Here is a 14,754-nt window from a genome sequence, read left to right on the forward strand (position 1 = left end):
ATGTCGGTCAGGCGGTAATCCTGGTCGTAAGCATAGGTCAGAGCCAACCCGTTGCCGAAGGTCAGCGACTTGACCGGGCCGAAGGGCTCATAGGCAATGTTGGAAGCGACTGTGACCGGTGAAGCGGAGCCGTTTGCCTGGGTCGTGATCAACTGAACCCGACCCAGAGCGTCACGGCTATAGTTCACGATCCGGCCCGAGGGATAGACCACCGAGGCCAGCTGGTTGGTCAGGCTGTAGCTATAGCCGGTGACATAGGTCTGGGCGCCGATAACCCGCGTTTCCTCGGCCACATTGCCCCGCGCGTCATAGACATAGCTGGTCGAGCCGCTTTTGTCGGTGAGGGTCTGCAGCCGGCCGATTCCGTAATGCCCGCCGGTGGCATCGTCATAGGCATAAGTGACGTCATCGCCCGATGAGGCGGGGTAATGGATCCCGGTCGGCCGGTTGGCTTCGTCATAGCTATACTCGGCGATCACGCTCCGGGCGTCGGTCGCCTTCGTCCGGTTGCCGGCAGCGTCATACTCGTAGACGGTCGTCCCGGTATCGGGGCTCGTCTCCTGAATCAGATCGCCGAGGCCGTCATAAACATAGGTCGTGCTGTGGCTGAGGGCGTCGGTGACCGTGGTCAGGTTGTCCTGGCCGTCATAGGCATAGGCAGTCGACTTGCTCATCGGATCCGTCGACTGAATCAGGCGATTGAGCGCGTCGAAGCTCTGGGCCGTCGCCCCGCTCAGCGGGTCGGTCAGAGCGGCCAGATTGCTGTTGTCGTCATAGCCATAGGCCGTGGTCTGGCTGTCGGCGCCGATATTGCTCAGGAGGCGGCCCAGCGTGTCGTAGGTCCGGGTCAGCGTCTTGACGATGCTGCTGCCGGAATCCTTGATCTGCTCCGCGGTCCGGTTGCCCAGGGCATCGAGGGTGTATTCGATCCGCTCGCCGGCATCGTTCTCGACCGCCGTCAACCGCCGGGCATCGTCATATTCGTAGGTCAGCCGCGATCCGTCGGGCTGCTGGATGGCCGAGATATCGCCAGTGGCGCTGTATTCGAACTGGGTCGTGGCATTCCCACCGGGGCTCTCGACCGTGACGCTCACCAGCCAGCCGCGCTGGTTGTAGCCAAGGGTCGATACCACAGCGTTGGGATCGGTGATCGAGGTCGGCAGCCCCCGGGCGTCATGGGCCGTGATGTCGGTGACCTGGCCCAAGGCGTTGGTCACGCTGGTGGGGAGGCCACCGGTCCAGCCATAGGTGGTCGTATCGGTGACGTCCGTGCGGGGGCCATTGACCGTCTGCAGCAGCCCTGTCGAATCCCAAGTGTAAGTCCAGGTCCGGCTGTTGCCGTGGGTGCTGTAGGGAACCGACTGTGACGTCGTATCGGTCTCGGTGCGGGTCAGGACCCGGCCCTGGCCGTCATAGGTGTAGCTCGTGGTCTTGCCCGGCTCGGCGATCGAATCGGGGGCCCGGAAGCCCGTGTTCCAGCTGGTGGCGATGGTCCGGGCGTCGGCCGTGCCGTAGGCCTCGACGCGGCTCGTCTGCAGGCCCCGCGTGTTGTGGACGTAGTTGGTGACGTTACCGGCAAAGTCCGTCCGGCTGACCATGAAACCGTTCCCGTCATAGCTGTAGCTCTCGGTCGCGGCCGGCACGTCGGCGCTGGCCTGGCGCGCGATCGAGCTCAGCTTCTTGACGCCCTGGACGGTCGTGTAGCTGTAGATGGTCTGCTGGCCCAGCGCGTTCGTGACGGTCCGGGTGCCATCCAGATTGTAGGTCACCGCCGTCTCGTCGGCCCCGCCGGCATGCTCGCTCGAGATCGCCCGGCCGTCGCTGTTATAGGCCCAGGTCGCGTAGCGCACCCCGCGCTCGTCCGTGATCCCGGTCAGGTAACCTGGGAGCGTCAGGTCCTCGTAGTGGTAGGTGACGGTCGGGTTGGCACCCCCATCCGTCGCGCTCGGCGTCGGATAGGTTACCGCAATCAGCCGATCATCAACGCCGACGAGCCCATAAGCAGAGAAAGACTGGTCGTAGCTGTATGTATAGACGCCACCATCGGCGGCCACCATGGCCGTGAGCCGGCTGCCGGTGTAGGTGAAGCTCAGGCTGCGGCTATAGGAATCGGTGACGGTGCTGAGGCTGCCGCTCCCGTCATAGGTCAGGGACTGCTGATAGCCGTTGCGCTGCGTGATGGTCGTGAGCTTGAAGCCGCTGTTGTAGGTCTCGGCCGTGTCGTCGATATCGGTAAAGACCCAATCGGTACCCGACTGCGCCAGCTTGACCGGGAGATCGGCGGGCGGGGTCCAGACAGAACCAACCTTCGTGAACTTGATGACCGTCCCGTCGGGCCGGTAGAGCGTCTTGACCGTGCTGCTGGTGTTGACCATGTAGCGGTCGAAGTTGCTCTGCCACTTGATCCCGAGAGGCATCGGGAAGCCGGCCACATTGGTCTTGAACTGGCTGTTATAGGTCCGCACGAACGCCAGCACATTCGGGCCCGGTGTGGCAAAATCCACCACATCCTGATGCTTGTTCCCCTCCGCCAGCATGATCGGATTGCCGACCGTGCCTTCGCAGGCGTTCTCATTTTCACCACTCCGCTGGTACTTACATCCCCTGGGCGGGTCCTTGATCACGATGCAGCTCGTGGCGGCACCGTCGGATTCCGACTCCGTACCCGGATCGCAGAAAAGCCCGAGGGACCCGCTATAGATGCCGCCGCAGCAATAGGCATCCACCGTGCCGCGAACATCCTTTGGAGACGTCAGCATGCAAGAGCGAAGATGGATAGCGGGGTCAGCCGTCCACCACGCATAAGAGATCGCGAGGCACGCGTCTTTGATCGTCGCGCATCGGCCAGTTCCGCCACAATACCCATTCGGGTCCTGCCATCCGCTGGCTGCCTGGCTCGCACCGCTAGACAGAGTGCCAATGGCGGCAATCGCAAAAAACAGAGCGGCAAGAATGATGCGACGCATCGCGTCTCTCTCCAGGAATCTAAAAGACGAATTGATGAAGAATGAGGGGAAGAAGTCGGAGGGCACGCTATACGCGCGCTCGGTCGCAAGCTCAATGACGGCAACAGAGAAGTTGAGTGGCGATCGAAGGCGGCGCCGAAATTCCATCACAACCTGTGCGAGTCCCGCAACCCAGAGTCGTGATCCAAACTCCACGAAAACACCCGCTCGCCTCAAGCGTGCAATCGTGACAACAAGAACAATTCTGTGGATAAGATGAAATATGGGAAAGGTTGATTAAACTGCGATCAGCACAGAAGAGACCGCGTAAGGTCTGCTACTACTAAAGATTGATTGATTGACCAATTGAAGAGCTACGTGCATGCAGCCCGCGATCGCGAGGTTCATTGAACTGCAACCGGCCCCTCAGCGTCGACCTCGCCCTGCGACCAGCGGTAAATGCGATAGGGCTCTGCCCCACCCCTCACCAACTCCACAACCGCCTCTCGTACGAATATCGCGCGACCTGAATGCGCCGTAGCATGAATCGTGTAGACAAGAGCACCCTGCCTAGTGCCGGCCTCAGGAAACGCACTTAATGCATTGTTCGAACTCTGAATGCTGGAAATCGCAATCGACATCCCGGTCGATGCTGCCTGACCGCTCGAATGCAAGCCAAGGACGGCCAAGAGCTTCGGCGACGCCAAGTTAGGTTCGAGGGTAGCGCTGGTGGAATAGACGGTAAATAGGTCGGCCGCCAGTTTGTCGAAACCGCGCGGGAGCTTCGCGATCGGCGGCGTAGACCTCACTCCAGCGGATGGGGAAACGGCGTCGGATCGAGGAACCGCCGCAGCACATTCTCGGTCACCTTCGACACGTTGTTGCTGCAGCCGTTGAAGGAGAGGCTGCCGATCCAGGAGATGGAGCCCGTCGAGAACACGGCTCCCCCCGACGACGTCTCGTAGAAGGTCATATCCGCCCGCACATCCGAGTTCTGCGTGCCGTCCATGGCGGGATTGGCATTGTTGATATGTTCCGGCGACGGGAAATAAGTGTCCGAATGTCCTTCCGAGGCAGCGAGCACCAGAGCATGCGCCGGCGATCCATTCGAAAAATCGCACCGGTCGAGCTCGATTCCGGCAGCCCCTCCCCCGACGGTGCCGAAGTCGCCGATGACCTCGTCATCGATACCGACGAAGATGAAAGCCGCCCGGGGATCGCGGCTCGCCGGCATCCGGCGGTAGTAGGAGCTGACATCGAATCCCTGCGCCGCCATGTCCACGCCGGCCAGCGCCGCGATCGGACGGCCCATGCGGGACCACATGCCGCCATATTCGCCGGTGAAGCTGTGATAATACTCGCCGCCTTCGGCAACCCAGTCGCGAATGCCGTCTTCCGCGCGTCGAAGCTCGATGACGCCCGGTAGAAACGAGTGGAAGGCGATGCGCCAATAGAAGCCATTGCCGCCGAGATACATCAGCCGGCCGCCGCGACCGAGATAGGTCTCCAGCGCCTCATACATCTCCTTCGAGTAATATTCCGGATGGCTGCCGGTCAGGACGGCCCGATATCCGGAAAGCGTCGGATAGCCTCCCTCATGGAGGTCCTCATCGGTGACGACGTCATAGGGGATGGCCTTCGCCTCCAGCCACGAGATCAAGGCGAGATCCGCGTTGAACTGCCAGGGCGCGCCACCGCCCGAGCCGATCCATGAATTCGTGATTCCCGGCCGGAAATTGATGATGGGCCTGAGCCGGGAGCTGTAGCAGACACCGCTTCCATCGCTATGCGTGTCGTAAAGCGACCCGCCGACTTCCGGATGGTCGTTGAGCCAGAGATCGCCGGCGCCGAATGACGTGAGGTGATTGGCAAAGGCATGAAGCCGGCCGCCGCCCTCGAGGCCCGCGCGCTCATTGGCATAGGCCATGTAGCTCGCCGTGGGCAGCAGGACGAGCGTCTCGACGGATTTCGTACCCGCCTTCGGGCGCAGGACGAAGGGAATATATTCGGTATCGCCTTCGCCCGTGAGCTTGGCGGCATAGACCCCGCTGTTCAGCCCGGCGGGAACGGTCAACTCGAAATCGGTTTCCCATTCCGCGTCATAGAGATCGTCGTCATGGAAATGGATGGCGCCATACTGCTCCGGCGCCACTTTCCAATCGAACTGAGAACCATCCCAGTTGAAGCCCTTCATCGCCCTCGCCGGCAGATTGACCAGTCTCCCGTCCCGGCGCCAGGCCGAGATATCGAGAATCCGATCGGTCGTCATCGCCTCGGAGAAATCCCAGCATCCCCGCAGGTGAGAGGGCAAGCCCGTGGGGCGCTGGACGGCTTCCATCTCGGCACGGGTCAACGCCCGATCGGAAAGCCGCACGCTGTCGATCTTGCCGTTGTAATGGGCCGTGGCGACAGACGCGCCGTTCGTCCACCGTTCCAGACAGGCCGCGATGAGCAGCGGCGATCCGGTTTCCGGCCACGGCACAACCGAGAGGGCCGCCTCCGTCGTGACCGGCGTCGGACTCCATCCCGTGCTCGCGGCGCTGTCCTGGTGAAGACGCAGGGTCCGCGATCCCGCGTCATAGGCCGCGGCGACGAATGTCCATTGGCGGAGCGGCAGAGGCCGGTTCGTGCCGACCCGCTCGACTCTCGTTCCGTCACCGGCTTCGAAGGCCAGCGCGCCGCGATCGTCCAGCAGCAGGGCAAAGCCGCGCCGGGACGCATCGATCCAGCGCGAGGCGATCGCCTGATGGCGTCCCCCGGAGGCGGTCGGCCAGATCATGGCCTGGATCGTGAAGCTCTCCATACCATCGAGATCCTCGACCGCGGCAGCGATGCCGTAGGACCCGGCGCGCAGGACCTGGTGGCGTCCGACATAGTCGCCCGTGATTGGCGTCTCGACCGGTTTCTCGATGAAGCCCAGGCCATCTGGATGATGGTCGCCCGAGACGAGTTTCACGATCTCGGCGCGATAACGGGCAATGCCGTCGGACGACACCTTGAACCGGATGGTTTCGCCGGCGCACACGCTGTGACGGTCGGCATATCCCACCAGCCGCTTCTTCGGGAGCTGCGTACTCATGACAGCGCCTCCCCGGTCCGCTGCTGCCAGAGCCTTTTGAAGACCTCCCACTCGGCTTCTTCGGCGCTGGCGAAGGTGATGCCGGGAACCAGGGCGACCGGCGCGCCCCGTTTCGGCGATTTCCGGGCCAGTGCCCATTTCCTGAACGGTTCGAGGCAGACCAGGACGAAGGCCTCATCGCCCTGCTGGGCGCGCAGTCGATTGAGCATCACCCGAAGGGCTGGGCTGTGCGGGCCGAAGATATGGTGACGAAACTCGTCAGCCAGCTCCCTGGGGAACAGGCGGTCGCGGGATGACGTGTCGTTGCTCATGTTCTGTCGGCTCCCAAGGCGAAGAAAGAGACCGGAAGAGACGCGCAGCGCGGCCGCGCGCCTCCCGGATTCTTCAAGTATCGGAATCGTTCTCGGCTAGACCAGGATGAGATCGCGAGGAAGCTTCGAAAGCACTTCCAGGCCCCTGTCGGTGACGAGAAGCGTTTCGATGTAGGCCGCACCGCTGCCGCCGTCCCAGTTTTCCCAGACATCGAACTGGTTCTCATAATTGAAGACCATGCCGGGCTGCAGCGGCTGATCGTCGATGCCCTCGAGCGGATCGGCGAAGAACGAGCCGACCCAGTCCGGCGGCACGGAGATCCCCAGCGCATAGCCGCCCTGCCACCAGATGTATTTCTGAATGTCGTGCTTGACGAGATAGTCCTCGCCAACCGTGGCGACCTTGCTCCAGGGATCGCCCGGCTTGACGTTGGCCAGGATCCTGTCGACGCAGCCGGCCGAGGCCTTCATCAGATCGCCCCAGCGCGAATCCGGCTTCCCCAGCGTGAAGGTCCGATTCAGATTCACATGATAGCGATGCAGCGAGCTGCAGAAATCGACGAAGACGAGATCGCCCTTCTTGACCTTGCGCTGCGTCGCGGCGCTGTGATGCGTCCCCGCCCGAGGCCCGGAACCGATCATGCTGCGGATGCCGGGATAGCCTCCGCCCTGGCGCATCAGGCTGGACAGGATGGCCGCTTCGATCTCCGTTTCCATGATCCCCGGCGCGAGGATGTCGCGGGCCGCCTCCATGGCATTGTCCGCCAGCGTCGCCGCCTGCCGGACGACCGCGATCTCGTCCGGCGACTTCACCAGGCGAAGGCGCTCGATCAGCGTCGACGCGTCGGATGTCTTCTTGCCTTTCGATTCGAGCCCGGACTTCACCGCGTTCATCACGTCGGCATGGGGCGAATATCCCCAAGGCTCGAGCGCGATCCTCGACTTGTCGGAGATCCGCTTGCCGATCTCGTCGACGACGAGCCGCACCAGTTCCGTCACATTCTCGCTGCGGCACCAGACGACATCCTTGATGGTCGGCGTCAGCGACACGATCGTCGTGTGCCCGACTCCGTCGAACCAAACCGCATGGTCGCTGTCGGCGCGGATGAGAAGGCCGGTCAGGCATCGCGTGTGGTACCAGATCATGTCATAGCCGGTCAGCCAGGTGAGGTTGGCCGGCGTGGTGACATAGATCGCATCGAGCTTGGCGTTCTGCAGCGCGTTCCTGACGCGCGCGAGCCGGTCGGCATATTCCTGGCCGGAGAATGGCTGCGGCCAGTCGATCTGCTTCCGCAAATAGTCCTGCATTGCTGCCTCCTTGAAGCCGACCCGCAGGCAATAGGTGGCGTCATCCTACTGCCCGAGAGGAGTCGGTTGTCCTGAAACGGTCAAACGGTAATGGCTGAAGGCGGTGGATTCAGCCTGGAGACGGCCGGCGCTTCGTCAGGGACTGAACCAGAGATGCGGGCTGGAGTCCGTGAGGGCCAGCATCTTGCCGGCGCGGAACGGCGTTGCCGCCGTCTTGCGGATCGAGCGCATGGCGGTCGAGTTCAACGAGAAAACTAGGAGCGACGCGCCTGCCGCCAGGCCACGGCTGCGGACGGAGCCCATCAATCTCTTGGATCGAATATCGGCCATGTCGGGCGCTCGATCGGACCTCTCTTCAAGAAGAGAGGTCACCTCAATGGGGCGATGCACTCACGACAACAGCTTCCCTCTTTCGACGGCGCACTTCAAGCCACTCCGTTCGTGCTGAATCGGCGTCCGGTCATTGTAACAGCACAAACATGTTGGCTGTCGGACCGGCCATCCGCGGACACAGCGGCTCGGTGAGGGGCGCGTGGAAGCAGGATCGCGAGATGCCGATCAGGACTGTTGGAGCGCCGCGACGCGCGACCGCTCGCTCTTGGCCCCATTCGAGCATTCCGTGAGCGTGACCGAGACCGGCGTCGAGATATTCACCCTCTCGCCCCAGGGCTGGCGCCGACCACCCTATCCGGTGAAAGCAGGCTCGGCGGCGTAGAGCGCGCGCAATCCATCACTTGTTTGTTGTTTCCGGCTAAATGCGCTGTTCTGGCGTCCGGCTATCTTAAGCACTGGCGTAGCTCAGCGGCTCGTTGGCTAGGTCAATCTAACGACCCTGCGTTTGTTTGATTAATTCTACTATGTCGGTCGCACCAAGCTTTCTGATTTCCTCGAAAGCCGCATCTGTCAAATTTCGGTTTCCAGTACCTTCGCCAATGATCCGATACGAATCTCCGTTTGGTGACAGTGCGAAATAGAAAGGTGCTGCGGGACTGTCACCTGCAGTCACTATTATTACCGTTTGAAGATCATCGCAGCTGTAAACCAGCCAGTGCGTTGCCCCGTAAGTTTTGTTTATCGGGCCGACAGTGCATTGTAGTTGCGTTTGACCTTGCGAGCTGTCGCCGAGAGCGGCGATAGCTCCTGAGAAACATAGTAGCGTAGCGAGTACGCTTGGTAGGAGTGGTCGCATTCCTATGGTCGCCCCTGGTATTTGGTTTTCGGAATCGCATACATCTCTGCGACTGCGAGCTTCCTCTGGCTTTCGTTTCAATTTTGCCGTGCAACTGCTATTGGCAGCCATGATCACCGCCGCGATTGGGTGGTCTCGGATTATGGAACCTGCCGGGCTGTTCATCCTCGAACGTAGCGATCCATCCGTTGGCGAGTAGGCTGATTGCAACCAAGCCGAAGCCGGGCCAGAAGCCCATTCCTAGCCACTCATAAGAGATGAAGCCGGCGACGCTAGAGATCGCGAAGAATGCAACGGTCGAACGCCCGTCAATTTGCTGCCAGAACTTGCACAAACTAGGCAATGTGATTTACCCGCCCGCGGTCGTCGCCGGCGCGGTGCCCGGTGCCTCGCTCGTGCTGGGCGCGGCCGCGGCGTTCAGCTTCGCCTTGTAGTCCGTCATGAAGCTCTCGAAGCGCGCCACGCCGGCGAGCTTGGTCGCGAGCAGGGACTCCGGATCGCTCTCGGGGTCGGTGAGCATGGCGAAGGTCGGGCCTTGCACGGTTTCCTTCATCGCGGGGCCGATCTTCTGGCGCAGCTCGGCGAGCTTGAACTTGTCGCCGGCCAGCGACAGCGCGATGGCATTGGCGAGGCCCCACTCCGCCTGATCGGGCGTCAGTTGCTGGGCGTCGGCGCCGGCGAGCAGCCGGTCGAACTCGCGCGCGGCCAGGGCCCATTCCTTCATTTCCCAATACATCCGCGCCTTGAGCTTGTCGGCGTCGGGATCCTGGTCGTTCGCGAGCAGCGCCAGCGCCTCGAGGCTGCGACCGGTGCGATGCAGCGCCTCCGCTTCGAGACGGCGGCGGTCGGCCGCGAGCGGCGCCGGCAGATCGGGGCCGCCGCTTTCCTTCAGGGCCGCCAGCGCCTGGTCCGGATCCTCGTCGAGGAGCCGCACCTCGGCCAGCTTGGCGCCGACCCGGGCCTTGTCGACGCCGTTGAGCTTGTGGCGGACCTGATCGAGCAGCACCGCGTCGGCGCGGTCGAGCAGGTCGATATCGATCATCCGGTCGGCAAGCGCCATGGCGATCTCGCCGCCCTCGGCCCCCGGCGGCGTCAGCTCGCTGAACTGGCCATAGAGCGCGATCGCCTCGAGCGCCTTCAGCTTCTTCGCGGCTTCGCCGAGGAAGGCGTCGCGGAAGCCCTTGGTCATGGCGGCCATGACCTTGTTCAAATCGCGATGCTGCGGGAAATGGCTGGCGAGCTGGCGCAGGATCTCGAGCCCCTGGCGCGGCTTGCCGTCGGCGAGATAGAGCTCGCCCAGCCGTTCGAGCAGCGGGAATTCCATCAGGCTGCCGCGCGTGGCGAAGCGCAGCGCCTCGAGCCGCTTGATCGCCTCGGCGTCGGTGATGGCCCCCGTCTCCTGCGCGAGATCGACCCGCGCGAACTCGGTGCGTGCCGCCGTATCGGTGTCGGCGGCAGGCCCCATACCGTCCCAGGCCGCGGTCGCCGCCTGGGCATTGCCTTCGCTGCGCGCCAGCAGGCCTTCGAGGAAGGCGATCCGGGCTTCCTGCGGCGGTGTCGGATGATCGGCCTTGAGCTTGTCGAGCCCGTCATGGGCACCGGCTGCATCCTGCGTCTGGATCGCGGATTCGACCGCCAGCGACTGGAGATGGAAACGCACGGCTTGCGGATAATCGTCGATCAGGGCGTCGGATTCCTGGAAGTCGGCAGCGGCCTTGGCCCAATCGCCTTTCAACGCCGAGAGAGCGCCGCGCCAGGGATCGGCCTCGATCTCGCCATCGAGAGCATGCTGGTTGAGGGCCGAACCGGCCGCAACGGGATCGCTGGTGAGGAAGGCCGACGCGGCCTCGATCAGAAGCGGCTGCGGGTCGAGCAGCGGTTCCGTGCGCTCGGCACCCATCAGATCGATGAGACCGCCGGCCTCGGCCGCGCGGCCATGAGCGAAATAGAACCGGGCCAAATCGAGCCGCGCGATCTCGCGCTTGTCCTCGGGCACCGCTTCGACCGCGGCCTTGAGCTTGGTCTCGACCGTCGCGAAATCGCCTTCCTGCTCGCGCCGCCAGGCCGGCAGGTCGAACAGCCGCTCGGTCGCCGCCGGCCCGTCGGGCTGGGTGTCTTCCGCGGCCGCATCCGGCTTCGAGGCCGACGCCACCGGCGCCAGCTCCGGGTTCGCTCCGGTCGTAATGGCGATGCCATCGGGAGTCCTTGCGATCTGCAGCCCATCCTGGCGCGGCTCGACGGCGATGCCTTGCACCGTCGCGAGCAGTTTGAAGGCCGGCAACCCTTGCGCCGGCTCCACGCCGAGGCCGGGCTCGGTGGAGGTGACGACCGTCAATTGATCGCCGACCTCGGGATCCTTGACCGTCATCGGATCGCCGGCGGAGACGAGCTTCAGCAGCGTCCGCGGTGGCGTCGCGGTGGGCTCGGAGGTCACGGGGATCGGCGTCGCGGCGCCTTCGGCCTGCGGGCGCAGATCGACGATCCATGTATTGCCCTCGCGCCGCGGCAGGGCCGCCAGATCGTCGGCGCCGGCGAGACGCAGCGCCGCTGGCGCTCCGCCGATCTGCGCCACCTTGTCGAACGCGTCCAGGCCGGGCGCGGAGAAGCCCGAGAGATCGAAGCGGGCCGGCTTGTCGAACACCAGCCACAACGCGCCGGAGCGCCGGAAGACCGCGAGGCCGGTCGGATCCTTCCAGGGGAATTTGAGCGTGGAACCGTCGCCCGCCTGATCGACCGCGACCGTCAATGACGGCAGGTTGGGATTGGCGGGGAGCGTGTCGATCTCGGGTCCGTTTTTCGATGCTGCCGTCGATGTCGCAGGCGCCGCGGTCGAGGCGCCGTTCAGGAAATCGGCCGCCGTCATCGCGTTGGGCGGCAGCAGCGGCTTGGGCTTGCCGGTATCGGCGGCGGGCGGCGGTGCCGCATCCGCATGATCCGGCGGGGTGGATGGGATCGCGGCTGTCGTCGTCGGGGCCGCGGCAAGCGCCGGGGCCGGCGTTGCGGGCGAGGTCGCGGCGGCGGTGCCGGGTGCGAGATCGAGCACGATGCGCGGCCCGTCGCGAAAATCCTTGATGGTCGTTCCCGGCACCAGGTTCAGCGTGAGGACCGGCTTCGTTTCGCTGCCGTCCGCATGGAGATCCTTCAGCGACGCCGGCCAGGAGCTCACATTGCCGTCGAGGGCCAGGCGCGCTGGCGTACCGATGACGACATGCGCGTCATCGCCCTGCCGATCGATCCGATAGGGAACGGTGGCAGGGAAATCCAGGACCAGCCGCGTATAGCCGTCATGCTGCCCGAATCGCAGCTTCACCACCGGCGCGGCGGCGGTGGTGTTGGAAGGCGGCGTTGTGGGTTGAGCCACGGCCGTCTCGGCCGCGGGCGGAGTCTTGCCGGCGGCCGGCGGCGGTGTCGCCAAAGGTGTCGCAGTCGCCGCGGCCGAGGGCAGCGGCGGCGCGACCGCGGGGCTGGCCGGCGCCGCCTTGGCGAGCGCGGGCGGCGTGCCGTAGAGATCGAGCGCGACCTTGGTCCCGTCATAGAAGCTCTTGAGCTTCCAGGGACCGGTCAGGTTCAGCACCAGACGCCGGTCGGTCTGCTCGGCGATGCCGGCGATGTAAGGGGCCAGCAGCTTCAAGGCGCGGTCGGTGGTGAAGCTGGCGGGCCGGTCGAACTCGACGATCAAGGTCTGTCCGTCGATCTTGGCGCTGTAGCCGACGGAGGCGGGCCAGTCGAAAACCATGCGGCCGAAACCTTCCTTCTCATGGACCCAGCCGCGGGTCCGGATCGTCTCGTCGGCACGCGCCCCTGGGGCCGCCATCGCCATGGCGGCGAGCAGCAGTCCCATCAGGAAGAGCGCGGGCCGGCGGCGCAGGATCATGGCGCGCTGTTCCGATCGCGCAGCAGGAGGGCGATCTGGGCGCCCGTGCCCGGCAGGTCGCGCGTCTCGATGGCGCCGACATGATCGAGGCCGGCATGACCCAGCGCGTCGCTGAAGGCCTGGCCGCGCGCGAGCGCCGAGCGCCAGGCTTCGGGGGTCGCGGAATGGGGCGAGGACAGCACGACCGAAAGACCGTTGGGGACGCTGGCGAGGAGGCCTGCCAGCGGCGCCAGCTGCGTCGCGAGCGCCGCATTGTCGCGCGCGGCACCGCTCGCGAACAGGGGATCGGACGGCATGGTCAGAAGCACTCCGTCGGGCACGCGCGAGATCGCGACCGGGACGCCGATCGAGAGATGCGCCAGGCGCTCCGTCATCAGGGCCTGAAGATAGTTGGCGTCGCGCGCCTCGGAAAGGGCGATGGCATTGCGATCGGCTTCCTTGTCGGCCCGCTGCTCGGCCGTCATGGTGACGTCGTCATGCTCGGCCACGCCGAAAACCTGCTGCCATTTGCCGCTTTGGGTCTGCGACATGGCGAAGAGCAGCACGAAGAAGCAGAGCAGCAGGCTCATCAGGTCGCTGAGCGTATAGAGCCAGAGCGTGCGCGCCTGGCTGCTCTGCGCCTCGTTGCGGAAGTTGTGACGCGACATGAGAGTCATGGAGCCGCCCCTTCTTCGGTCTTGCCGCCGAGCTCGATCCGCAAAATCAGTTTCCCGGCCGTCTCGGCCTTGTCGATGGCGACGCCGACGCCCGTGGCATTCGTTCCCGCCGCCACCGTCTCGCTGCCGAGGACGGCGGCGCGATGCGCGGCCATATCGGTCTGCGCCAGCCGGTATTCCAGCCGATAGGGCGTGGCGCCCGTGCCCTGGCCGATCACCGCCAGGAGGTTCTTCAGGCGCGAACGGCCCAGCGCGCTCAGATCGTCCCCGCCGGATTGGAACAATCCGCTCTCGGGCAGCTCCACCTCGAGGCGGTTGGACTCGCTGGAGTGCCGGATCAGGGCGAGCGGCATCGCATTGGCGATCAGCGACTGGACCCGCTCCTTCACCAAGCGGATGTCGCCGATCGAGCTGGCGCCGTCCTCCTCGGTCTGGGTGCCGCGATCGAGCACGCCCGAGAACTGGTCGGCGAGGCTGGCCATGACGGGCTGGAGGTTATGCTGCTCGACGCGGCTGGCGCCGGTCAGGAGGATGAAGAAGCAAAGCAGCAGCGTGATGAGATCGGCATAGCTGATGAGCCAGGGCGGCGTCGTCTGCTGATAGCCGTGACGGGCGCAGCGCAGCGCCGTGGCATGGGGGCTCAGCGCCAGCGCGTGGGTCCGCGGCGCCTGGGTCCCGGAGGAGCCGGCAGTCGGATAGGGGCTGTGTGCGCTCGCCCTGCTGTCAACCGAGGCTGGCAAAGAGCGCATCGATGTCGGCCTGGCCCTTCGCTGCCTGCGGAAGTTGAGGTCCGTTGAGAAGGGCCTGGTCGCTCGGAGCATCCTGCTTGGATGCTTCCGGTTGCGCCGCCTCGTCCTTGCGATGCTTCGTCATCTCGTCGCCGAAGGCGGACAGGAGCCCGTCCACCTTGGCCTCGATATGCTGCAGCGCCTTCACCACCTTGGAGATGCGCTGGCCGGTGATGTCCTGGAAGTTGCAGGACTCATAGACCTGCGTGACCGCCTCGGAGACCTTCTCGGCCACGGCCGGCGGCATCTCGCTGGTCAGGTTCTCGATCTGCTCGACCGCGTTCAGGATCCCGTTGGTAGCACCCTCGGTGGCGCCCACGATGGCCTCGAGTTCGTCCGTCGCGGTCTGCAGATGCTGGTCGCGGATCTCGTCCGGACGCAGTTGCGCGATCTCGGACTTGGCCTTCTGGATGAAATTGGCGAGCTGCTCCAGCTCGGCATACAGCTTGATGCTCATCGGGGAAAGATCGCCCTCCATGGACGCGACGAGGCCCTCGACCATGGCCATCAGCTCGCGCGCATCGACCGGCTTGCGATCGCGCTCGACCGCGGCGAGTTTGTCGGTCAGTTCTTTGTCGGCAGCGGCCTTGGTGCGCGCCATGAT

9 protein-coding genes are annotated in these 14,754 nt (G+C 64.5%); all 9 read right to left on the reverse strand.

Annotated elements, in window-relative coordinates; translation table 11 throughout:
• Nucleotides 1–2,759, reverse strand: a 2,759-nt coding sequence (locus ACREE8_RS18645; protein WP_431574508.1) for a DUF6531 domain-containing protein, incomplete at its 3' end; no start/stop codon positions are given.
• A gap of 991 nt (nt 2,760–3,750) precedes the next feature.
• Nucleotides 3,751–6,024 (reverse strand): N,N-dimethylformamidase beta subunit family domain-containing protein, encoded by a 2,274-nt coding sequence (locus ACREE8_RS18650; protein ID WP_431574509.1) that lies wholly within the window; start codon nt 6,022–6,024, stop codon nt 3,751–3,753.
• The gene (locus ACREE8_RS18655) at nt 6,021–6,335 is read right to left on the reverse strand and encodes a hypothetical protein (RefSeq protein WP_431574510.1); all 315 of its coding nucleotides are present in this window, start codon (nt 6,333–6,335) and stop codon (nt 6,021–6,023) included. The genes ACREE8_RS18650 and ACREE8_RS18655 overlap by 4 nt, the downstream gene beginning before the upstream one ends.
• Nucleotides 6,336–6,431: 96 nt before the next feature.
• Nucleotides 6,432–7,643, reverse strand: a complete 1,212-nt coding sequence (locus ACREE8_RS18660; protein WP_431574511.1) for a M24 family metallopeptidase — start codon at nt 7,641–7,643, stop codon at nt 6,432–6,434.
• Between the two features lie 135 nt (nt 7,644–7,778).
• A complete protein-coding gene (locus tag ACREE8_RS18665) occupies nt 7,779–7,973 on the reverse strand; it encodes a hypothetical protein (RefSeq protein ID WP_431574512.1) in 195 nt (64 codons plus the stop codon).
• 1,208 nt (nt 7,974–9,181) lie between these two features.
• The gene (locus tag ACREE8_RS18670; protein ID WP_431574513.1) at nt 9,182–12,706 is read right to left on the reverse strand and encodes a hypothetical protein; all 3,525 of its coding nucleotides are present in this window, start codon (nt 12,704–12,706) and stop codon (nt 9,182–9,184) included.
• Nucleotides 12,703–13,362, reverse strand: coding sequence for a flagellar motor protein MotB (locus ACREE8_RS18675; RefSeq protein ID WP_431574514.1), 660 nt, complete (start codon nt 13,360–13,362; stop codon nt 12,703–12,705). The genes ACREE8_RS18670 and ACREE8_RS18675 overlap by 4 nt, the downstream gene beginning before the upstream one ends.
• On the reverse strand, nt 13,359–14,102 hold the full coding sequence (locus ACREE8_RS18680) for a flagellar motor protein MotB (protein ID WP_431574515.1): 744 nt from the start codon (nt 14,100–14,102) through the stop codon (nt 13,359–13,361). The genes ACREE8_RS18675 and ACREE8_RS18680 overlap by 4 nt, the downstream gene beginning before the upstream one ends.
• Nucleotides 14,086–14,751 carry a protein phosphatase CheZ gene (locus ACREE8_RS18685; RefSeq protein ID WP_431574516.1) on the reverse strand — a complete coding sequence of 222 codons (666 nt, stop codon included), beginning with the start codon at nt 14,749–14,751 and terminating at the stop codon, nt 14,086–14,088. The genes ACREE8_RS18680 and ACREE8_RS18685 overlap by 17 nt, the downstream gene beginning before the upstream one ends.
• Nucleotides 14,752–14,754: the final 3 nt, after the last annotated feature.

The organism is Hypericibacter sp., assembly GCF_050729195.1.
Lineage (GTDB): Bacteria > Pseudomonadota > Alphaproteobacteria > Dongiales > Dongiaceae > Hypericibacter.